Raw genomic sequence first — 20,816 nt, forward strand, 5'->3', positions numbered from 1 at the left:
ACCGCTGCGCACCACCGCACAGCACACCACCACGGACAGGAGGAGACCGCATGCCCGCCGAGCGGCTGACCGAGGAAGCGATCCGCACCTTTGCGGAGAACTGGTACGTGGCCCTGGACCAGCACCTTCCGCTGGACCAGGTGCTCCCCCTCATCACCGAGGACCTGGAGTTCAAGGTCCCCGAGGACACCTTCCTCGGACACCAGGGCTTCGGCCGCTGGTACGCGGCGGTCACGAACCGCTTCTTCGACGAGGTCCACACCGTCACCAAGGTGGAGCCCGTCATCGAGGGTGACCGGGCGATCGTCCGGGTCCTCGTCAACTGGCAGGCCAAGATCTGGGACCCGCCGGGCGCCCGCAGCCAGTGGATCGGCTTCGACGCCGACCAGACCTGGACGGTCGTGGCCGGTTCCGACGGACCGCTGATCAAGCAGTACACCGTCAACGACCTGGCCCCGATGCCCGGTTCCGGCTCGCTCTGAGCACGGGCGCCGGCGAAGGAGGAGCGACGATGACCGAAGTGACACGGGAGCGGGTCGAGGCGGCCTACGCCGCTCTCGGCTCCGGCGACCGGGCCCGCATCCTCGAGTACTACTCCGAGGACCTGCGCTGGCTGGTGCCGGGCAACCACCCGCTGGCCGGCTGGTACGAGAGCCTGGACGCCTTCCTGGAGCTGATGGGGCAGACGCACAAGCTCACGGGCGGCACCTTCCGCATGGACATCCAGTCCGTCCTCGTCGGCGAGGACTGCAGCGCCGACGTCTGCCGCAACGTCGCCCTGCGCGACGGCGCGGACCAGGGGAGCCGATCCCCGTACGAGCGGATGGACTACCCGGTCTTCCACTTCATGCGGTGGCGCGACGGCCGGATCGTCGAGGGCCGCGACGGGCTCTTCGGGGACTCGGCGACCGCCTTCAGCCAGTTCTGGGCGCCGTTCGCGCCCGACGGAACCCGCCGGGACCGATAGGGGGAGGAGCGCGATGAGCGCTGTGGACGCACGACAGATCCTTGAGAAGTACTACGAGTACGCCAACGCCGGGGACTGGGACCGCTGGTGCGACCTGTTCGCCGACGACCAGGTCATGGACGAGCAGCTCGCCGGACACATCGAGGGCCTGGAGGTCCTGCGCTCGATGATGAAGGGCATGGGGACGATGTACCGGGTCTTCCGGAACGAGCCCGTGCACTTCCTCGTCGACGGGGAGAAGGCCGCGGCCGTCTCCCACCTCAGCGCCGTCAGCGCCTCAGGCGAGGCGATCGAGGCCGAGGTCATGAACTTCTTCCGGATCGTGGACGGAAAGATCGCCTACATGGCGAACTACCACGACACCGTCCCCTTCCAGGTGCTGAGCCAGGGCTGAGGGGGGCCGACTCGTGGCGATCGCCGAGAGCGAGAGAGAAGAGTACGACTACGTCATCGTGGGATCCGGCACCGCGGGCAGCGTCCTCGCGAACCGGCTCTCCGAGGACCCGGACGTCTCCGTCCTGGTCCTGGAGGCGGGCGGTAACCGGATCCCGCCCGAGGTGGACGACCCGTCCTCCTGGTACAAGCTGCTCGGCGGGCCCGTGGACTGGGGCTACACCAGCGTCCCGCAGCCCGGGCTCGACGGCCGCCGTACGTACGAACCGCGCGGCAAGGCCCCCGGCGGCAGCAGCAACCTGTACATCATGATGCACATCCGGGGCCACGCCTCGGACTTCGACAACTGGGCCTACCAGGGCGCCGCCGGCTGGGGCTACGAGGACGTCCTGCCGTACTTCGCCCTCCTGGAGGGCCAGGAGGACGTCACCGCGCCCACCACCGGCACCCGCGGCCCGCAGCGCATCACCAACGCCGGGCAGCACGGCCCCAACCCGGTCTCCCGCGCCTTCATCGACGCGGCCGTCGAACTCGGCCACCAGGAGATCGCCGACTTCAACACCGACGGGCCCCGGCGCGGCCTGTTCGGCACCGGCTGGCACCACATCGACGTGGCCGACGGGCGCCGCCAGGGCACCCTCGCCGCCTATCTGGAGCCGGCGCTGGAGCGGTCCAACCTGACGCTGCGCACCAGCGCCCAGAGCACCCGGCTGCTCTTCGACGGCGACACCTGCACCGGCGTCGAGTACGTGCAGCTCGCACCGCCCGCCGGGTTCCCCGGCCGGACCGTGCGCGACGGCCACAGCGCCACCGCCGAGCCCGGGCCGCACACCGTACGGGCCCGCCGGGAGGTGATCGTGGCGGCCGGGGCGATCGAGTCCCCGAAGCTGCTGCTGCTCTCCGGCATCGGGAACCCCGAGCAGCTGCGCGAGCACGGCATCGCGGTGACGGCGGCCCTGCCCGGGGTCGGCGAGAACTTCCACAACCACGTCCTGACCGGGCTGATGGCCGAGGTCACCCAGGAACTCCCGCCGCCGGCGCAGAACCTGTCGGAGAGCGCTCTGTTCCTCTCGTCCCGGCCCGGTCTGCCCGCGCCCGACCTGCAGATCGCCTTCGTCCACGTGCCGTTCGACGTGATCGTCGGCAAGGACCACCCGAACACGGTGAGCATCCTGCCCGGTGTCGTACGGCCCGTCTCGCGCGGCTGGATCAGGCTCGCGAGCGCCGACCCGCTGGCCCACCCGCTGATCAACCCGAACTACCTGGGCGACCGGTGGGACCTGGAGCGGATGGTGCAGGGCATCAAGCTGGCCCGGGAGATCTTCGCGACCTCGGCCTTCTCGCCCTGGTACAAGCAGGAGCTGCAGCCCGGTCCCGGCTACGGCTCCGACGAGGACCTGCGGACCTTCGCGAAGCAGAAGTCGGAGAGCTACCACCACCAGGCCGGCTCCTGCCGCATGGGCATCGACGACCTCTCGGTCGTCGACCCCGAGCTGCGGGTCCACGGCGTACGCAACCTGCGCGTCGTCGACGCGAGCGTGATGCCCGCGGTCCCGTCGGGCAACTGCCACACCGCCATCGCGATGATCGCCGAGCGCGCGGCGGACTTCCTGAAGGGGGTGTCCCGTGCCTGATGCGGTCCTGCGCGAGGGCGCGCTGTCCGGGACCCGGATCGCGGTCCTGGTCGAGAGCGACTTCTACGAGCCGGAGATCTTCTACTACAGCCGCCGGTTCGCGGAGGAGGGCGCCGAGGTCGACTTCCTGACCCGGCTGTGGGGCAACGACTCCATCACCTTCTCCGGGCACGAGTACCGGGCGCCGTTCACCGCCGACAAGTCCCTGGAGGGGCTGAGCGACGAGGAGCTGCGCCGGTACGCGGCGATCATCGTGCCCTCGGGCATGGTGGCCGACCGGCTGCGCTACACCGAGGACGTCGACGTCCTCGCGCCGGCGACCGAGCTGCTGCGCCGGGCCTTCGAGGAGCCGACGGTCCTCAAGGGGATCATCTGCCACGGCATGTGGCTGGCCTCCTCGATCCCCGGCAAGGTGCGCGGCCGCAAGGTGGTCTGCCACAACAACCTCATCGGCGACGTCCGGAACATGGGCGGCGAGTACGTCGACGAGGACGTGGTGGTCGACGGTGACCTGGTCACCGGCCGCACCGGCGCCCACCACCACCTGTTCGCCCGCCGGATCATCGAGCTGATCGCGGCGGGGCGGGGCCGGGGGGCCGCCTGATGGCCGGGATGGTCTGGTCGCACGTGGGCCTGAACTGCACGGACCAGAAGACCACCGAGGAGTTCTACACCCGGTACTTCGGCTTCACCCGGGCCAGGGTGGTCGATCTCGGGGAGGCACAGATCGTGTTCCTGCGCCGCGGGGACGCGTACCTGGAGCTCTTCGCGGCCGGAGCCGCCGCGGCCCGGCCTGCGCAGGACGACGGGCCGCAGGCCCCGGGCCGGATGCGCCACCTGGCCTTTCAGACCGACAGCGTGGACGCGTTCCTGGCCGAGCTGGGCGACGCGGCCGAGGTGACCCTGGGCCCGCTGGACTTCGACGACTTCATCTGCGGCTGGCGGACCGTGTGGGTCCGCGATCCCGACGGGGTGATCGTCGAGGTCAGTCAGGGATTCGAGGACGACCGCTCACACGACAAGGACGGTGCATGACATGGCGGACGCCGTGAGCTTCTCCTTCTCCGACACCATCGCGGGCTACGTCGGCCGCTTCGACTCCGAGTCCCGCCTGCTGCGGCTGAAGACCTCGGACGGCCGCGAGTTCGACGTCTCCCTCGCCGGGGACCCGAGTGCCGAGCTGGTCCGCAACCTGGACGAGCCGTACATCGACGCCTCCGGGCACATCGACGAGATGCTCTCGCCGGGCCGGTTCCTCTTCGTCTACGGCGTCCACTACCCGGAGCACGGGGGCCGCTTCGAGGCGAAGCGCCTGGTGTTCCTGGGCCGCGGCGCCGAGGACTACCGGTTCGAGGAGGCCAGCTGGTGGGTCAAGCAGATCGAGTCGCTGGCCGACTTCTACAAGCGGGCGCAGTTCGGCGAGGGCCCGGTGGACTTCACCGAGTACCGCACCGAGATCCGGCTCGGCGGCGACAAGACCGCCAGCCACGTCCAGGAGACCGACACGATCTCCCGCCTGGTCTACGGCATGGCCTCGGCCTACCTGCTGACCGGCAAGGACGAGTACCTGGAGGTCGCCGAGCGCGGCACCGAGTACCTGCGCAAGCACATGCGGGTCGTGGACAGCGAGGAGGACGTGGTCTTCTGGTACCACGGCATCAGCGTCGACGGGGACAGCGAGCGCAAGCTGTTCACCTCGGAGTTCTCCGACGACTACGACGCGATCCCGATGTACGAGCAGATCTACGCGCTGGCCGGCCCGATCCAGACGTACCGCGTCACCGGTGACATCCGGATCAAGAACGACGCGGACGCCACCATCCGGCTGTTCGACAAGTTCTTCCTGGACCGCGAGCAGGGCGGCTACTACTCGCACATCGACCCGATCCTGTTCAGCGCGGACCACGAGTCGCTCGGCGAGAACGCCGAGCGCAAGAACTGGAACTCGGTCGGCGACCACGCGCCCGCGTACCTCATCAACCTGTACCTGGCGACCGGCGAGCAGAAGTACGCCGACTTCCTCGAGTACACCTTCGACACCATCGCGGACAAGTTCCCGGACTACAAGAACAGCCCGTTCGTCCAGGAGCGCTTCTTCCGCGACTGGTCGCACGACACCGCGCACAGCTGGCAGCAGAACCGCGCGGTCGTCGGGCACAACCTGAAGATCGCCTGGAACCTGATGCGGATGAACTCGCTGAAGGCCAAGCCGGCGTACGAGGAGCTCGCCAAGAAGATCGGCGAGATCATGCCGGCCGTCGGCAGCGACGTGCAGCGCGGCGGGTGGTACGACGTCGTGGAGCGCGTCAAGTCCGTCAGCAAGGACGGCCAGGAGACGTATCGTTTCGCCTGGCACGACCGCAAGGCCTGGTGGCAGCAGGAGCAGGCGATCCTCGCCTACCTCATCCTGAAGGGCACGGTCGGCGGCGACGCCTTCCTGCGCGAGGCCCGGCAGGCGGAGGCCTTCTACAACACGTTCTTCCTCGACCACGACGAGGGAGCCGTCTACTTCAACGTGCTCGCCAGCGGTACGCCGTACCTGCTCGGCACGGAGCGGCTCAAGGGCAGCCACTCGATGTCCATGTACCACTCGGCGGAGCTCTGCTACCTGTCCGCCGTCTACAACAACCTGCTCATCAACGGGCGGGAAATGGACTTCCACTTCAAGCCCGACCCGACCAACCTGCCCGACCGCGTGCTGCGCGTCTCGCCCGACCTGCTGCCCGCGGGCTCGGTGCAGATCGCGTCCGTCGAGATCGACGAGAAGCCGTACCGGGACTTCGACGCCGACGGCCTCACCGTCCGGCTGCCCGACGTCCAGGGGCGGGTCAAGGTCAAGGTCCGGCTGCGCCCGGTGACTTCATAGCGCTCAACGGGGGGCGCCCCGACAAGAGGGGAAAGCAATGTCTCTGAACGTCAAGGAACGCCGCAACAAGGGCGGTACCGTCCTCGTCGCCACCGGCGAGATCAACAGCGAGACCTCCGGACAGCTGCTGCAGGCCCTGCTGCCGCTGGTCCGCGAGGGCCGGCCGCTGCGCATCGACCTCACGGCCGTCACGTACGTGTCCAGCGCGGGCCTGCGCACCCTGCTCGTCGTCTACCGCGAGGCCCAGCACGCCGGGGTCGCGGTCACCCTGTACGGGGTGAGCGAGGAAGTCCGGTTCGTCATGTCGGCCACCGGCTTCCTCGACTTCTTCGAGACCGGCGAGGCGGCGGCCGCGCAGTCCAAGTCGACGCTGAAGAGCGCGGTCGCGCGATGACCGAGGCCCAGTCCGAGCAGGTCCTGCGCGTCGACGCGTACCCGACCCACGAAGTGGGCGGGTACCGCGTCCGCGCGGGCAAGCCGTTCCCGTTCGGGGCCAACGTGGTCCCCGGCGGGGTCAGTTTCTCCGTCTTCTCCGACCAGGCGACCTCCATGACCCTGGTCATCTTCAAGCGCGGAGAGCCCGAGCCGATGGCCGAGCTGGAATTCCCCGAGGAGTTCCGCACCGGCAGCGTCTTCGCCATGACGGTCTTCGGCCTCGACCACGAGAACATCGAGTACGGGTACCGGGCCGACGGCCCCTACGACCCGGTCACCGGCCACCGCTTCGACGCCCGGCAGGTCCTCTCCGACCCGTACGCCCGGCTGATCGCCGGCCGCGACGTGTGGGGCGTGGAGCCGGACCGCAGCCGCGGCTACCAGTACCGCTCGCGCGTCTGCCTCCAGGACTTCGACTGGGGCGACGACACGCCGCTGCGGCTCCCCGCCGAGGACCTCGTCGTGTACGAGACCCACGTGCGCGGCTTCACCCGGCACCCCTCCTCGCAGGTCACCGCTCCCGGCACCTTCGCGGGGCTGCGGGAGAAGATCCCGTACCTGAAGGAGCTCGGGATCAACTGCATCGAGCTGCTCCCGGTGTTCGAGTTCGACGAGAGCGACAACATGCGCTCCAACCCGGAGACGGGCGAGCACCTCTTCGACTACTGGGGCTACAACACCGTCTCGTTCTTCGCGCCCAAGGCCGGCTACGCGGCCACCGGACGCTACGGGATGCAGGGCGACGAGTTCCGCACCCTGATCAAGGACCTGCACGCGGCCGGCATCGAGGTCATCCTCGACGTCGTCTTCAACCACACCGCCGAGGGCAACGAGCAGGGCCCGACGATCTCCTTCAAGGGGCTCGACAACGCCACGTACTACATGCTCACGCCGGAGGGGTACTACTTCAACTTCAGCGGCACGGGCAACACGGTCAACTGCAACCACCCCGTCGTGCGCAACTTCGTGCTCGACTGCCTGCGCCACTGGGTCGCCGACTACCACATCGACGGCTTCCGCTTCGACCTCGCGGCCATCCTCGGCCGGGCCCTGGACGGCACTCCGCTGCCCAACCCGCCGCTGCTGGAGCTGCTCGCCTACGACCCCGTCCTGCGGCACACCAAGCTCATCGCCGAGGCCTGGGACGCCGGCGGCCTCTACGAGGTCGGCAACTTCCCGGCGTACGGGCGCTGGGCGGAGTGGAACGGGAAGTACCGCGACACCGTGCGCAGCTTCCTCAAGGGCGATCCCGGGGTGACCGGGGAGCTGGCCACCCGGATCGCCGGCTCGCCCGACCTGTACTCCAGCCGGGGCACGTCCGCCTCGGTCAACTTCCTCACCGCCCACGACGGTTTCACCCTGGCCGACCTCGTCTCGTACAACGACAAGCACAACGAGGCGAACGGCGAGGGCAACAACGACGGGGCCAACGACAACAACAGCTGGAACTGCGGGGCCGAAGGGCCGACCGACGACCCCGAGGTCAACCGGCTGCGGCTGCGGCAGATGAAGAACGCCCTGGCCATCCTCTTCACCAGCCAGGGCATCCCGATGCTGCTGTCGGGCGACGAGGTCGCCCGCACCCAGCAGGGCAACAACAACACGTACTGCCAGGACAACGAGCTGTCCTGGTTCGACTGGAGCCAGGTCGACGACAACGCCGAACTGCTCCGGTTCACCCGGGAGATGATCGCCTTCCGCGGGCAGCACCGCGAACTGCGCTCCACCTCCCACCCCACCGGCCAGGTCCGCGAAAGCCTCGGACTGCCCGACATCAGCTGGCACGGCGAGCGGGCCTGGCAGCCCGACTGGTCCGCGGACAGCCGGCTGCTGGCGGTGGCCCGCTGCGGCATCGGGGACGACGACGTGGTGTACGTGGCCATGAACTCGCACTGGGAGCCGCACGACCTCGAGCTGCCCGCGCTGCCGCACGGGCGCAGCTGGCACCTGTTCGCGGACACCGGGGCCGAGGCCCCGCACGACATCCGCACCCCGGGCGGCGAGCCCGAGCTGGAGAACGCCGGGAAGTACCTGATCGGTCCGCGCTCGGTCGTGATCCTGGTCGGCCGGACGCCCGATCCCGAGCTCTAGCCGCCCCAGCCCTGACCCAACGCTCCTACCGTACGGCCGAAGGAGACCTCACATGCCGCTTTCCGTGTCCCTGAGCATCGAGGGCGACACCACCGTGATCGAGCTGGCGGGCGAGCTGGACGCCAAGACCGCGCCGGACTTCCACCAGACCATCGAGAAGGCCGCCGGGCACGGCACCGGCACGGTCGAGATCAGGATGGCCGGTGTCGGCTACATGGCCAGTGCCGGACTGCGGTCCCTGGTCTTCGCCCAGCAGAAGGTGGCGGACCACGTGACCATCAAGGTGGTCGGCGCGATCGAGCCCGTGTCCCGGACCATCCGGACCGCCGGGCTGGACCGCAGCATCGTGCTCTCCGATGAGTGAATCGCATGAGTGACATGGTCGAACTGGCGAGGACGCCCGCGGAACTGGAGGTGCCCGCCACCGTGGGGGCACTGGGCGACATCGCCTCGTTCGTCCTGCGGCTGGCCGGCCGGGCGGCGCTGGACAAGGGCGCCGCGTACCGGATCCGGCTGGCCGTGGACGAGCTGGCCACGAACATCGTGATGCACGGGTACCGGGGCGGCGACGGGCGGATCACCGTCCGCGGCCGCTCCGGTCCCGGCCGGGTGCAGATCTCCATCACGGACTCCGCACCGGCCTTCGACCCCGTCGAGGGCCGCCTGCCCCCCGCCCCCGGGGTTCCCCCCGAGCGGCGGCGGGTCGGCGGACTCGGCATCCACCTGGCGCTGACCAGCGTGGACGAATTCAGCTACGTACGCAGGGACGGCCGCAACATCAGCACGCTGACTGTGAAGGCTGAGGGGACGGACCCATGCCCTCCACGACCGTGATCATCCTCGACGAGTACCCGCCGCCTCCGCCCGAGCTGCTCGACGCGCTGCGGTCGATGGACGCGGAACTCGTCGCCCGCACCCTGGCGGAGCTTCGCACCGGCCCGCTGGAGGGGCTGCCCGCCGCCGACGTGCTGCTCGCCCCGGCCGAGGCCGACGGGGAGTCGGTGCGCCTCGCGGTACGGCGGCTGCGCCGCTGGGGCGGAGCCCCCATCGTGGTCGTCTGGACGGTGACGGAGTTCGCCGCCCTGGAGGAGCACGTCCGGCTCGGCCACGACTACCTCGTACCCCCCTTCCTGCCCGCCCTCGTCGGGGCCAGGCTGCACAGCTGCTCGGAGCGCGCCGGACTCGGCCGCACCCTGCGCGAAGCCGACGCCCGCGCCGAACTCATGGGATACGAGAAGGAGTTGGAGATCGGCCGGGAGATCCAGGCCGGTTTCCTGCCCGAATCGCTGCCGGTCCCCGAAGGCTGGGAGATCGACGTCCGGTTCCGGCCCGCCCGGCAGGTCGCCGGGGACTTCTACGACGTCTTCGAGATCTCCCGCGGCCGCCGCCTCGCCTTCGTCGTCGCCGACGTGTGCGACAAGGGGGTCGGCGCCGCGCTGTTCATGGCGCTCATCCGCTCGCTGCTGCGGCACACCGCGGAGAACAGCGGACTGCAGCACCTGGTGGCCGCCGGACGGGCCGGCGGAAGCCGGCGCATCCCGGTGGTCGGCGCGACACCGCTGCTCAATGCGGTCACCGCCACCAACGGCTACCTGACCCGCAACCATCTGAGACAGGGCTACTTCGCCACCCTGTTCTTCGGTGTGCTCGACCCGCTGACCGGCAGCCTCGTGTACATCAACGGGGGCCACAACGCGCCGCTGCTGCTGCGCGCCGAGGGTGGTGACCCGCTCGCCCTGGAGGTCACCGGGCCGGCCGTCGGGGTGCTGCCGGACTGCGTGTACACGCTCGGCTACGCCCAGCTGAACCCCGGTGACACCCTCTTCGTGTTCACCGACGGAGTGCCCGAGGCCCGCTGTCCGGCCGGCAGCTTCCTCGGTGACGAGCGGATGCTGGAGCTGCTCGCCGGCCCTCGGGTGAGCGGCAGGGAGGTGGTCGACCGGATGGACACCGCCGTACGGGAGCACACGGGCACGGCCGAACAGCACGACGATGTCACCATGCTGGCCCTGCACCGGCCACGTGCGGCGCGGGGGCCGCACGCGGACCGGCCTGCGGCAGCCCGCACGGCGGTGGCCTGATGACCCGGACCATCGTGGTGCACTCGCACCGCGGCGGCACCGGGAAGTCCTCGGTACTGGCGAACCTCGCCCTGCTCATCGCGGGCGAGGGGCGCCGGGTGGGGGTGGTCGACACGGACATCCAGTCGCCCACCCTGGACCTGCTCTTCCGGCTCGGCCCGGGCCCCTCCCTGGCCGACTACCTGCTCGGGCGCTGCGAGATCGAGGCCACGGCCCAGCGGGTCGCAGTGCCCGGGCTGTACGTCGTACCGGCCCGGACCGGGACGGCGGCGCTGCGCGAGCTCATGACGAGCGGCTACGACGTGGGGCTGCTGCCGGAGGGCTTCGACCGGCTGGCCGAGCACTACGCGCTCGACGTGCTGCTGCTCGACACGCACGCCGGGCTCAACAACGAGTCGGTGACCGCCATGGCGAGCGCCGACGTACTGATGATCATGGCCCGGGCCGACCGGATCGACCTCTCGGGAGTCGAGGAGACCATCGCCCTGGCCGGGCGGCTGCCCTGCCGGCGGGCTTTGGTCATGAGCATGGCCCCCGCGGGCATCGACGGTGAAACGGTCCGCCGGCGGTGCGAGGAGGTGTACGGCGCCCCCCTGGCCGGAATCCTTCCGTATGTGCCGGAAATGGCCGCCCTGTGCGGTGAACGCATATTCGCCGAAGCCCATCCCGACCACCCCCTGGTCGGTGAATTCCGCACCATCATCTCCGCGTTGGACGCACCTCACGAAGTATCGCGCGCCTGACGCTCCCCCCCTTACGCCCCCTGCGGGGGGCGTGTTGAATCGGCAGCGATTCCAGAACAAGGAGAGAAGTCATGAAGATTCTCGTCGTCATGACGGCCAAGGCAACCCTCCATCTGTTGGACGGGGAACAGCACCCCTCGGGATTCTGGGCCGAGGAATTCGTCGTTCCCTACACCCTCTTCAAGGCCGCAGGCCACACCGTGGACGTGGCGACGATCGGGGGCCAGGCCCCCACGGTCGACCAGACCAGCATCGACCCCCAGTTCCTCCAGTGGGTCCGCCCCCAGGGCTCACCGGACGAGGACGCGGCCAACGCCGCCGAGTACGTCAGAGTCATCGAGAACACCCCCCAGCTCAAGAACCCGCTCGCAGTGGAGTCCCTCACCGAGAAGGACATCGCCGACTACGACGGCATCTACGTGAGCGGCGGCCACGGCGCGATCGGGGACCTGCCCAAGTCCGACGAGCTCGCCCAGATCCTGCGGTGGGCCATCGCCGCGGACAAGCCCCTCGCCACCGTCTGCCACGGCCACACCTCGCTGCTCGCCCTGCGCGACGGCGAGGGGCACTGGCCCTTCGAGGGCTACCGGATGACCGCGTTCTCGCACAGCGAGGAGATGGTCACCAACATGGCCGGCCGGCTCCCGCTGATCCTCGAGGCCGAGCTCACCCGGCTCGGCGCGCGCTACGAGAAGGCCGAGGCGATCTGGGACTCGCACGTGGTCGTGGACCGCAAGCTCACCACCGGCCAGAACCCGTACTCCTCCAAGGCCCTTGCCGAGACGTTCCTGACACAGCTCGCCAAGGGATAGAAAGCCCCCGCATCCGACACCGGAAGGCAGCCATGACCAAGCGCGCGCTCAGCGACCAGCCCTTGGCCAACCCCGGGAAGCTGTTCATCGGCGGCACATGGGTCTCGGCCCAGGACGGCCGTACCGAGCCGGACATCAGCCCCGTGGACGGACAGGAGATCGTACCGGTGGCCCAGGCCACCGCCGCCGACGCGGACGCGGCCGTGGCGGCCGCCCGCCAGGCGTACGAGGAAGGTCCCTGGAGCAGACTGTCCGCCCAGGAACGCGCGCTGAGGCTGAACCGGGTCGGTGAGCTCATCGAGCGCGACCTGGAGGAGATCGCCCTGCTGGAGACGGTGGACATGGGCAAGCCGTTCGCCTTCTCCAGCACGGTCGACGCCCCCATGGCCGCCCAGCTCATGCACTACTACGCCGGCGCGGTGACCCGCGTCGACGGCTCCTCGCGGGCCCCCGCCGGCGGGCAGCTCGCGTACACCCTGCGCGAGCCGCTGGGCGTGGTCTGCGCGATCACCCCGTTCAACTTCCCGCTGCTGCTGTCGATGACGAAGATCGCACCGGCCCTGGCGGCGGGCAACACGGTCGTCCACAAGCCCTCCCCGGCCACCCCGCTCACCGCGCTGAAGATCGCCGAACTCTTCCAGGAGGCGGAGATCCCGGACGGCGTGCTGAACGTCATCACCGGTCCGGGCGTGGAACTGGGCGAGACCCTCACCGGCCACCCCGACATCGACAAGATCGCCTTCACCGGCTCCACCTCGGTCGGCCAGACGATCATCCGCAAGGCGGCGGGCACCCTGAAGAAGGTGACGATGGAGCTCGGCGGCAAGTCCGCCAACATCGTCTTCGCCGACGCCGACCTCGACGCCGCCGAAGAGCTCGCCTTCTTCGGCATCTACTACAACAAGGGCGAGATCTGCACCGCCGGCTCCCGGCTGCTGCTCCAGCGCCCCATCCACGACGAGCTGGTCGAGCGCCTGGTCCGGCGCGCCGCCGCCCTGAAGCCCGGGGACCCGCGCGACCCGGAGACGCTGTTCGGGCCGCTGGCCCACCGCGGCCAGTTCGACAAGGTCAGCTCGTACATCGAGGTCGGCGAGAAGGAAGGCGCCCTGCTGCGCACCGGCGGCACCGGCTGGACCCCCGAGGGAGCCTCCAGCCAGGGCCTGTACTTCCTGCCGACCATCTTCACCGGCGTCGACAACGGCATGCGGATCGCCCAGGAGGAGATCTTCGGGCCGGTCCTGTCGATCATCCCCTTCGACACCGAGGAAGACGCCATCCGGATCGCCAACGACAGCGCGTACGGCCTCGCCGCCGGCGTCCACACCAAGGACCTGCGGCGCGCCCACCGGGTGGCCTCGCAGATCAAAGCCGGCACGGTCTGGGTGAATTGCTACAACCAGTACGACCCCTCCGTGCCGTACGGCGGCTACAAGGCCTCCGGATACGGGCGCGAGTGCGGACCGGAATCCCTCGAGAGCTACACCCAGACCAAGTCGGTCTGGATCGGCATGGACTGAGCGACCCACCGACTGAACGAGCGACCGACCGAGTAGGAGCGGCAATGCGCACAGGCATCATCGGCACCGGGCGGATCGGTTCCACCCTCGCGCGGATCCTGGTGGCGGCCGGGCACGAGGTCTTACTGGCCAATGCCCGCGGCCCCCGATCCATCGGCCCCTTACTGGCCGAACTGGGCCCGACGGCCTCGGCGGCGCACCCCGCCGAGGTCGCCGACCAGGCCGAACTGCTGGTGCTGATGGTGCCGTACGCGAGCATCCGCGGGCTCCTGCCGCCCGCGGCCGTACAGGACAAGGTGCTGGTGGACGCCACGAACGCGTTCGGCGGCGCGGGCGCACCCGCGGATCTGGGCGACCGCAGTTCCAGCGAACTGGTCGCCGAGTGGTATCCGGGCGCCCGCGTCGTGAAATCCCTGAACACCATGCATTTCGAGACTCTCGCCGTCGCTGGGGGCACCTCCCGGACGAAGTCCAGGGGGAGCACAGCGGGGGGCGAACGCCTGGCCCATTTCACGGCGGGCGACGACGAGAAGGCGAAGGAAATCGTCGCGGGAATCATCACGGATCTGGGATTCGCACCCGTCGACACCGGCTCGCTGCACTCCGGAGGAATTCTCCAGCAGCCCGGCGGGCCCCTTTTCAACCGGCCGCTCACGGAAGCGCAGGCGCTGGCATGGATATCTCACTGAACGTGAACGGAAGACCCGAGCAGTTCTCGGCCGAGCCGAACGAACTGCTGGTGGAACGGCTCCGCGACGGCCTCGGGCTGACCGGCACCAAGGTCGGCTGCGACACCGGCCAGTGCGGTACCTGCGTCGTCCGGCTCGACGGCCGGTCCGTCAAGAGCTGCCTGATCCTCACCGCGTCGGCGGCCGGCTCCCGGGTGACCACCATCGAGGGCGTCACCGAGCGGGGCGGCGAACTCACCGGCCTCCAGGAGGCCCTGCGCCAGGAGCACGGCACCCAGTGCGGGTTCTGCACCCCCGGCATGGTGATGGCCCTCGGCGAGCTCGTCGAGAACACCGCCGACCGCGAGGCGCCCACCGAGCCCGAGATCCGCGAGTGGCTCACCGGCAACCTGTGCCGCTGCACCGGCTACCACAGCGTCGTGCGGGGCGTGCAGCGCGCCTGCTCCGCCGCCCGGGCCGAGATCCCCGAGGAGCTCACCGAGGGCGCCGCCGTCTCCGCGTCGGCCGCGTCCGCCCCGGCTTCGGCGTCCGGCAAGGAGGTGTGAGGGAGATGACCGCAGTGACGGGGGAGGCCCCCCTCCAGGGTTCGGGCGTGCTCGGACAGCCGCTGGACAGCCGCGAGGATCCGCAGCTGCTGCGCGGCGAGGCGAAGTACGTGGCCGACATCGACCTCCCGGGCACCGCCCACATGGCGATCCTCGGCAGCCCGGTGGCCCACGCGAAGATCCTCTCCATCGAGACCAAGGCCGCCGAGCAGATGCCCGGCGTGCTGAAGGTGGCCACCGCCGCCGACTTCACCGACGTGATGCCGCTGCCGTGCATCTGGATCCCCGGCGGGGTCGAGAGCCACTTCCCGCCCCACCCCTACGGACTTCCCGGCGCCCGCCCGGTCCTGACCGGCGACACCGTCCGGCACGTCGGCGACCCGATCGCCGTGGTCGTCGCCGAGACCCCGCGCCAGGCCGCGGCCGCGCTGGCCGCCATCGCCGTCGAGTACGAGCCGCTGACCGTGGTCACCCGGGCCGACGAGGCACTCGCCGAGGGCGCGCCCCAGCTGCACGAGGCCGTACCGGGCAACCTGAACGCGTACTGGACCTGCGGCGACAAGGACCGCACCGACGCGGCCATCGCCGAGGCCGAGGTCACCGTCGAGCTCGACCTGGTGAACCAGCGCACCATCAACAGCCCCATCGAGCCCCGCGGCGCGGTCGGCGACTACAACGCCGCCACCGACGAGTACACGCTCTACGCGTCCACGCAGGGCCCGCACAACCACCGCTTCCTGCTCGCCGCCCTGGTCCTCGGCATCCCGTTCAACAAGCTCCGGGTGATCGCCCCGACCGTCGGCGGCAGCTTCGGCACCAAGGGCTACCTCTACCCCGACATGGCGCTGGTCCTGCTGCTCTCCAAGGCGCTCGGCCGGCCCGTGAAGTGGGTGGACACCCGCACCGGCCTGATGAACTCCACCGTCCAGGGCCGCGACCACCGCCAGCACGTGGTGCTCGCCGGCACCCGCGACGGCCGCATCACCGGCCTGCGCGCAACCAGCTACGCCAACCTCGGCGCGTACCCCTCCACCATCGGCCCCGGTGTGGCCACCGCCCTGATGGGCCGCTCCATCAGCGGCATGTACGACATCCCCGCCGCCTTCTGCGAGGTCTACGCAGCCTTCACCAACACCGTCTCGCTCGGCGCCCAGCGCGGCAGCGGGCGCGCCGAGGCCGCCTTCCTGATGGAGCGGCTCGTCGACCGCTACGCCTCCGAGATCGGCATGGACCCGGCGGCCGTCCGGCGCATGAACCTGGTGCCGAAGGAGAAGTTCCCGTACGACAACGGCCTCGGCTGGACGTACGACTCCGGGGACTACCAGCTGAACTTCGACAAGGCGATGGAGCTGTCGGGCTACGCCGACATGCCCGCCCGCAAGGCCGAGGCCCGCACCCGCGGCAAGCGGCTCGGCGTGGGCCTGGCCACCTACGTGGCCATCTGCGGCGTCGGCCCCTCCACCCGGATGTCCAAGGAGGGCATGCTCGGCGGCACCTGGGAGAGCGCGAACATCCGCGTCCACCCGACCGGCGAGGTCACCGTCACCGTCGGCTCCGCCTCCACCGGCCAGAGCCACCACACGGTCTTCGCGCAGGTCGCCGCCGACGAGCTCGGCATCGACCCGTCCCTGGTCCAGGTGTACGAGGGGGACACGCTCAAGGCCCCGTACGGGCAGGGCACGTACGGCTCGCGCTCCTACAGCATGGCCGCGCCCGCCGTCGCCATCACCGCCCGGAAGATCAAGGCCAAGCTGGTCAAGGCCGGGGCCGTGTTCCTGGGCGTCCCTGAGGAGAAGGTCGTCTACGAGGGCGGCAAGGTCTACGAAGAGGGCAACGAGGAGAACACCAAGACGTTCGCCGAGCTGGCGATGGCCATGTGGTACGGCTGGGGGCTGCCGCCGGAGATCGAGCCGGCCCTCGACGAGACCAGCCACTTCGACCCGCCGGACTTCAACTACCCCTTCGGCACGCACGTCGCGGTCGTCGAGGTCGACGAACTCACGGGCGAGACCGAGGTGGTGGCGTACACCGCGGTCGACGACGCCGGCAACATCGGCAACCCGAAGATCGTCCTCGGCCAGATCGAGGGCAGCATCACGCACGGCCTCGGCCAGGCGCTGATGGAGGCCGCCGTCTACGACGAACAGGGCCTGCTCATCAGTGCCGACCTGACCACGTACGCCCTGCCGCGCGCCGCGGACGTGCCGTTCTTCACCCTCGACAAGACCACCACGCCCAGCCCGCACAACCCGCTGGGCGCCAAGGGCGCCGGCGAGATCGCCACCGTGCCGCCCGCCGCGGCCGTCGTCAACGCGGTCGTCGACGCCCTGTCCGACCTGGGCGTGCAGCACATCGACATGCCGCTCACCCCCGAGAAGGTCTGGCGCCGCCTGCGAGGAGAAGCCCAGTGATCCTCACCGAGTTCGACTACGTACGGCCCGCCGGCCTCGCCGAGGCGCTGACCCTGCTGTCCGCCACCCGGGGCGCCCGGGTGCTGGCCGGCGGCCAGAGCCTGCTGCCCGGGCTGCGCACCGGGGAGGACACCGCCCGGCTCCTCGTCGACGTACGCCACCTCGAGGAGCTCCGCGGCATCGAGCGGACCGCCGACGGGATCCGGATCGGCGCGCTCACCACGCTCGCCGAGCTCGCCGCGCACCCGGCCGTCCTCGCCGAGGTCCCGGAGGTGGCGGCCGCCGCCCGGGCCAACGGGGACCCCCAGGTCCGCAACCTCGGCACCGCCGGCGGGAACCTCGCCGCCAGCGGGCGCGCCACCGACCTGCCGGTCGCGGCCATCGCCGCGGACGCCCGGGTCGAACTGGCCGGACCCGGCGGGCGGTCGACCGTGACCGCCGAGGAGTTCACCGCTTCCGGGGTGCCGGCCGGGGCCGTGGTCACCGCACTGCTGCTGCCCGCCGCCGGGCGGGCCGGCGCCTTCGAGAAGACCGCCGACCGGGCCACCCGCTACCCGGTCTGCGCCACCGCCGTACGGATCACCCCCGACGGGCCGCGCATCGCGGTCACCGGGGCCACCGCCCGCCCGCTGCGGCTGCGCGGGGTCGAGGACCGGCTGCGCGGGGGCCCGTACACGACGGAGGCCGTGCTCGCGGCCTTCCGCGCCGAGCCCAGGGAGCTGTTCGTCCCCGGGCGCGGCACCTCGGCCGAGTACCTCGGCCACCTCGCGGGGGTGCTCACCGCCCGCGCGCTGCAGAGGGCAGACCAGGCCCTCGCCTGAACCGCCCACCACGGGGAGTTGACGCAGTGGCCGAATTGTCCAGGACGACCACGGGGGTACCGGCCGGGCCGGCCGCCGCCCAGCCGGCGGCCGCGCCACCCGGAGGCTCCGGCTTCTGGGTGGTCGGGGCGGTCCTCGTCCTGCTGATGCTCTCCTCGTCCGTACCGTCCGCCCTCTACGTGCTCTACCAGGAGAGATGGGGCCTGTCCTCCGGCATGATCACGGTGGTCTTCGCCCTGTACGCGGTCACCGTGCTGATCGGGCTCCTGTTGTTCGGGTCCCTCTCGGACACCCTGGGCCGGCGCCCCGTGCTGGGCGTCGGCCTGGTCCTGGCGATCGTCTCCATGGGGCTGTTCGCCGGGGCCCGGGGGCTCGGGCTGCTGCTGGCCGCCCGCGCCGTGCAGGGGCTCGCGGTGGGCCTGGCCACCGGGGCGATGGGCGCCGCCCTGCTCGAACTCAGCCCGCGTTCGCGGCCCGCGCTGGGCGCCCAGGTCAACAGCGCCGGGCCGACGGTGGGCATCGGGCTCGGCGGGATCGGGGCCGGGCTGCTCGTCCAGTACGCGCCCGCCCCGACCGTGCTCAGCTACCTGCTGCTGGTCGCCGCCTTCGCGGTCACGCTGGTGGGGGTGGTCCGGATGCGTGAGAGCGCTCCCGGCACCCGCTCCGGCGGGCGGATGCGGATCAGCGCACGCCGGATCCACGTCCCGGCCGCCGTACGGGGCCGGTTCGCGATCCTCGTCCTGACCATCGTCGCCGTCTGGTCGGTCGGCGGCTTCTACCTCTCGCTCGGGCCGCACCTGGCCCTGTCCCTGCTGCGGAGCAGCAACTACCTCGTCGGCGGGGCCACCGTGGCCCTGCTCGCGGGCGCCGCCACCGCGGCGCAGCTGCTGCTGGGCCGCACCGAGGCCCTGCGCACCGCCGTCCTGGGCCTGTGCGGCCTGCTGGCCGGCCTCGGCCTCGTCCTGCTCGCGCTGGGCCTCGGCTCGGCGCCCGTGTTCCTCGTCGCCACCGCCGTCCTCGGCGCCGGCTGGGGCGCGGCGTTCCTCGGCTCCTTCCGGGCGCTGAGCGCGCTGGCCGAACCGGCGCACCGCGGGGAACTGACCGCCGCCGTCTACGTCTTCGCGTACCTCGCGATGAGCGTGCCGGCGGTGCTCGCCGGAATGCTCACCAACATCCACGGACTGCACCGCACCTCGGTCGGCTTCATGGCCGCCGTCGCCGGGGTGTGCGCGCTGGCCCTGGTCGTCACGCTGCGGCTCGCCGCCCGCACCCGGGCCGAAGGGAGCACCACATGAAGGCTGCCGACATGGACGCCGCCGCGCTGCGGTCCGCCCTGCTCGGGCTGGAGATCTTCGCCGGTCTCACCGAGGACCAGCTGGACTGGCTGGCCTCGGTCTCCGAGCCCCGGGTGCTCGCCGACGGGGAGGTCCTCTTCCGGGACGGCGAGGAGGCCACCTGCTTCCACGTGCTGCTCGAGGGCGGGCTGGTCGTCACCAAGGTCGTCGACGGGCGGGAGGAGGTGCTGACCCGGCACTCCACCGAGGAGGAGAGCGCGGCCGCCGAGGAGCACGACGGAAAGCCCTCCGCCGCGCACCGCTTCACCGGCGAACTGCCGCTGCTGACGGACGGGGCGTACGTGGCCACCGCCGCCGCGAGCGGCCCGGCGACCACCGTCGTCGCCTACCCGAAGCCGGTGTTCTTCGAGATGCTGACCCGCTGCCACGGGGTGGCCGCCGTGCTGATCCCGGTGCTGGCCTGGCGGATCAAGTCCTCCGAGGTGCAGGCCCGCAAGCGGGCCACCGTCGAGGCGCTCGGCACCCTGGCCGCGGGCCTCGCGCACGAGCTGAACAACCCGGCGGCCGCCGTGGCCCGGGCCGCCCAGGAGCTGGCACCGGCCCTGGAGGGGCTCACCCGGACCGCCCAGGCCTGGGGCGCCGCCGCGACGGGCGCGGAGCGCTCCGTACTCGACCGGCTGGCCGAGGAGCTCGACAAGCTGCCGCCGCCGGTCACCACCGACCCGCTCGCCCAGGCCGACGCGGAGGAGGAGATCGCCGACTGGGCCGAGGAGGCGGGCACGGAACGGCCCGGGCTGCTCGGCTCGGGGATCTCGGACCTCGGGCTGGAACTGGGCTGGCTGCTGGAGCGGCTGGAAGGGGTCGGGGAGCCGGCCCTGCCCGCCGCGCTGGACCACCTGGCGGCCCTGCTGGAGATCCGCTCGCTCGCCGCGGAACTGCGCGCGGCCGGTCCGAGGATCTCCCAACTGGTCGCCGCCACCCGGGATTACGCCAATCTCGACCGGGCGCCCGAACAGCGCTTCGCGGTGGCCGACGGGATCGAGAACACGCTGGTCGTGCTGCGTTCCAAGCTCACCGGCATCACCATCGTGCGCGAGTACGAGCCGGGTCTGCCCGAACTGACGGGCTACCCGAGCGAGTTGAACCAGGTGTGGACCAACCTGGTCGACAACTCGGCCGAGGCCATGGAGGGCGCCGGCACGCTCACCCTGCGGGTCCGCGCCGAGGGCGTCTGCCTCGTCGTGGAGATCGCCGACACCGGCCGGGGCATCCCCGAGGACTCCCTGCCGCGGATCTTCGAACCCTTCTACACGACCAAGGACGTGGGGAAGGGCACGGGCCTCGGACTGCACCTCAGCTACCGCATCGTGACCCAGCGCCACCACGGCTCGATCACCGCCCGTTCGCGTCCCGGAGAGACCCGGATGGTCGTGCGGCTGCCGCTCACCGCGGCCGCCGCCTGCGCCGTAACACCTGATGAGCCCACCTCCACCCGCTCCACCACCCGTTGAGAGAA

21 protein-coding genes are annotated in these 20,816 nt (G+C 70.9%); all 21 read left to right on the forward strand.

Annotation, left to right across the window (positions count from 1 at the left end; translation table 11 throughout):
* Positions 1-50 precede the first annotated feature (50 nt).
* Complete coding sequence (locus ACFYXK_RS16935; RefSeq protein ID WP_389411800.1) at positions 51-482, forward strand: nuclear transport factor 2 family protein; 432 nt, start codon at positions 51-53, stop codon at positions 480-482.
* A 29-nt stretch (positions 483-511) separates the two neighbouring features.
* Positions 512-967, forward strand: a complete 456-nt coding sequence (locus ACFYXK_RS16940; RefSeq protein ID WP_030298780.1) for a nuclear transport factor 2 family protein — start codon at positions 512-514, stop codon at positions 965-967.
* Positions 968-980: 13 nt separating this feature from the next.
* Positions 981-1,361, forward strand: a complete 381-nt coding sequence (locus ACFYXK_RS16945) for a nuclear transport factor 2 family protein (RefSeq protein ID WP_266631133.1) — start codon at positions 981-983, stop codon at positions 1,359-1,361.
* Between the two features lie 13 nt (positions 1,362-1,374).
* The gene (locus ACFYXK_RS16950) at positions 1,375-2,994 is read left to right on the forward strand and encodes a GMC family oxidoreductase (RefSeq protein WP_389411801.1); all 1,620 of its coding nucleotides are present in this window, start codon (positions 1,375-1,377) and stop codon (positions 2,992-2,994) included.
* Positions 2,987-3,598: a DJ-1/PfpI family protein gene (locus ACFYXK_RS16955; RefSeq protein WP_389411802.1), complete on the forward strand. Its 612-nt coding sequence runs from the start codon at positions 2,987-2,989 to the stop codon at positions 3,596-3,598. Before ACFYXK_RS16950 ends, ACFYXK_RS16955 begins: the two co-directional genes overlap by 8 nt.
* Entirely contained in the window at positions 3,598-4,029 is a 432-nt protein-coding gene (locus tag ACFYXK_RS16960) for a VOC family protein (RefSeq protein ID WP_389411803.1), read from the forward strand. Before ACFYXK_RS16955 ends, ACFYXK_RS16960 begins: the two co-directional genes overlap by 1 nt.
* Before the next feature lies 1 nt (position 4,030).
* Positions 4,031-5,860 (forward strand): AGE family epimerase/isomerase, encoded by a 1,830-nt coding sequence (locus ACFYXK_RS16965; protein WP_383512033.1) that lies wholly within the window; start codon positions 4,031-4,033, stop codon positions 5,858-5,860.
* A gap of 37 nt (positions 5,861-5,897) precedes the next feature.
* On the forward strand, positions 5,898-6,254 hold the full coding sequence (locus ACFYXK_RS16970; RefSeq protein WP_383512032.1) for an STAS domain-containing protein: 357 nt from the start codon (positions 5,898-5,900) through the stop codon (positions 6,252-6,254).
* Positions 6,251-8,386, forward strand: coding sequence for a glycogen debranching protein GlgX (gene glgX, locus ACFYXK_RS16975; protein WP_389411804.1), 2,136 nt, complete (start codon positions 6,251-6,253; stop codon positions 8,384-8,386). Before ACFYXK_RS16970 ends, glgX begins: the two co-directional genes overlap by 4 nt.
* Positions 8,387-8,438: 52 nt before the next feature.
* Complete coding sequence (locus ACFYXK_RS16980) at positions 8,439-8,750, forward strand: STAS domain-containing protein (protein ID WP_266668944.1); 312 nt, start codon at positions 8,439-8,441, stop codon at positions 8,748-8,750.
* Between the two features lie 5 nt (positions 8,751-8,755).
* Entirely contained in the window at positions 8,756-9,220 is a 465-nt protein-coding gene (locus tag ACFYXK_RS16985; RefSeq protein ID WP_389411805.1) for an ATP-binding protein, read from the forward strand.
* Positions 9,202-10,467, forward strand: coding sequence for a PP2C family protein-serine/threonine phosphatase (locus ACFYXK_RS16990; RefSeq protein ID WP_383512029.1), 1,266 nt, complete (start codon positions 9,202-9,204; stop codon positions 10,465-10,467). Before ACFYXK_RS16985 ends, ACFYXK_RS16990 begins: the two co-directional genes overlap by 19 nt.
* Complete coding sequence (locus tag ACFYXK_RS16995) at positions 10,467-11,210, forward strand: MinD/ParA family protein (RefSeq protein WP_389411806.1); 744 nt, start codon at positions 10,467-10,469, stop codon at positions 11,208-11,210. Before ACFYXK_RS16990 ends, ACFYXK_RS16995 begins: the two co-directional genes overlap by 1 nt.
* A gap of 71 nt (positions 11,211-11,281) precedes the next feature.
* Positions 11,282-12,022 carry a type 1 glutamine amidotransferase domain-containing protein gene (locus tag ACFYXK_RS17000; protein ID WP_383512027.1) on the forward strand — a complete coding sequence of 247 codons (741 nt, stop codon included), beginning with the start codon at positions 11,282-11,284 and terminating at the stop codon, positions 12,020-12,022.
* 32 nt (positions 12,023-12,054) lie between these two features.
* Complete coding sequence (locus ACFYXK_RS17005) at positions 12,055-13,539, forward strand: aldehyde dehydrogenase family protein (RefSeq protein WP_389411807.1); 1,485 nt, start codon at positions 12,055-12,057, stop codon at positions 13,537-13,539.
* On the forward strand, positions 13,476-14,228 hold the full coding sequence (locus ACFYXK_RS17010) for an NADPH-dependent F420 reductase (RefSeq protein WP_389411808.1): 753 nt from the start codon (positions 13,476-13,478) through the stop codon (positions 14,226-14,228). The genes ACFYXK_RS17005 and ACFYXK_RS17010 overlap by 64 nt, the downstream gene beginning before the upstream one ends.
* Positions 14,229-14,230: 2 nt before the next feature.
* Positions 14,231-14,773, forward strand: coding sequence for a (2Fe-2S)-binding protein (locus ACFYXK_RS17015; protein ID WP_389411809.1), 543 nt, complete (start codon positions 14,231-14,233; stop codon positions 14,771-14,773).
* Positions 14,774-14,778: 5 nt separating this feature from the next.
* Positions 14,779-17,184 carry a xanthine dehydrogenase family protein molybdopterin-binding subunit gene (locus ACFYXK_RS17020; protein ID WP_389411810.1) on the forward strand — a complete coding sequence of 802 codons (2,406 nt, stop codon included), beginning with the start codon at positions 14,779-14,781 and terminating at the stop codon, positions 17,182-17,184.
* Positions 17,181-18,005, forward strand: coding sequence for an FAD binding domain-containing protein (locus ACFYXK_RS17025; RefSeq protein WP_389411811.1), 825 nt, complete (start codon positions 17,181-17,183; stop codon positions 18,003-18,005). The genes ACFYXK_RS17020 and ACFYXK_RS17025 overlap by 4 nt, the downstream gene beginning before the upstream one ends.
* A 26-nt stretch (positions 18,006-18,031) precedes the next feature.
* A complete protein-coding gene (locus ACFYXK_RS17030; RefSeq protein ID WP_389411812.1) occupies positions 18,032-19,300 on the forward strand; it encodes an MFS transporter in 1,269 nt (422 codons plus the stop codon).
* A complete protein-coding gene (locus ACFYXK_RS17035) occupies positions 19,297-20,811 on the forward strand; it encodes an ATP-binding protein (protein ID WP_389411813.1) in 1,515 nt (504 codons plus the stop codon). Before ACFYXK_RS17030 ends, ACFYXK_RS17035 begins: the two co-directional genes overlap by 4 nt.
* Positions 20,812-20,816 lie beyond the last annotated feature (5 nt).

Origin of the sequence: Streptomyces sp. NPDC002209 (assembly GCF_042890265.1) — a bacterium.
Lineage (GTDB): Bacteria > Actinomycetota > Actinomycetes > Streptomycetales > Streptomycetaceae > Streptomyces.

What these genes read in the sequence shown, in the direction of transcription:
- ACFYXK_RS16935 (WP_389411800.1), top strand. Translation starts at nt 51, where the DNA reads ATGCCCGCCGAGCGGCTGACCGAGGAAGCGATCCGCACCTTTGCGGAG.
- ACFYXK_RS16940 (WP_030298780.1), top strand. Translation starts at nt 512, where the DNA reads ATGACCGAAGTGACACGGGAGCGGGTCGAGGCGGCCTACGCCGCTCTC.
- ACFYXK_RS16945 (WP_266631133.1), top strand. Translation starts at nt 981, where the DNA reads ATGAGCGCTGTGGACGCACGACAGATCCTTGAGAAGTACTACGAGTAC.
- ACFYXK_RS16960 (WP_389411803.1), top strand. Translation starts at nt 3,598, where the DNA reads ATGGCCGGGATGGTCTGGTCGCACGTGGGCCTGAACTGCACGGACCAG.
- ACFYXK_RS16965 (WP_383512033.1), top strand. Translation starts at nt 4,031, where the DNA reads ATGGCGGACGCCGTGAGCTTCTCCTTCTCCGACACCATCGCGGGCTAC.
- ACFYXK_RS16970 (WP_383512032.1), top strand. Translation starts at nt 5,898, where the DNA reads ATGTCTCTGAACGTCAAGGAACGCCGCAACAAGGGCGGTACCGTCCTC.
- glgX (WP_389411804.1), top strand. Translation starts at nt 6,251, where the DNA reads ATGACCGAGGCCCAGTCCGAGCAGGTCCTGCGCGTCGACGCGTACCCG.
- ACFYXK_RS16980 (WP_266668944.1), top strand. Translation starts at nt 8,439, where the DNA reads ATGCCGCTTTCCGTGTCCCTGAGCATCGAGGGCGACACCACCGTGATC.
- ACFYXK_RS16985 (WP_389411805.1), top strand. Translation starts at nt 8,756, where the DNA reads ATGAGTGACATGGTCGAACTGGCGAGGACGCCCGCGGAACTGGAGGTG.
- ACFYXK_RS16990 (WP_383512029.1), top strand. Translation starts at nt 9,202, where the DNA reads ATGCCCTCCACGACCGTGATCATCCTCGACGAGTACCCGCCGCCTCCG.
- ACFYXK_RS16995 (WP_389411806.1), top strand. Translation starts at nt 10,467, where the DNA reads ATGACCCGGACCATCGTGGTGCACTCGCACCGCGGCGGCACCGGGAAG.
- ACFYXK_RS17000 (WP_383512027.1), top strand. Translation starts at nt 11,282, where the DNA reads ATGAAGATTCTCGTCGTCATGACGGCCAAGGCAACCCTCCATCTGTTG.
- ACFYXK_RS17005 (WP_389411807.1), top strand. Translation starts at nt 12,055, where the DNA reads ATGACCAAGCGCGCGCTCAGCGACCAGCCCTTGGCCAACCCCGGGAAG.
- ACFYXK_RS17020 (WP_389411810.1), top strand. Translation starts at nt 14,779, where the DNA reads ATGACCGCAGTGACGGGGGAGGCCCCCCTCCAGGGTTCGGGCGTGCTC.
- ACFYXK_RS17035 (WP_389411813.1), top strand. Translation starts at nt 19,297, where the DNA reads ATGAAGGCTGCCGACATGGACGCCGCCGCGCTGCGGTCCGCCCTGCTC.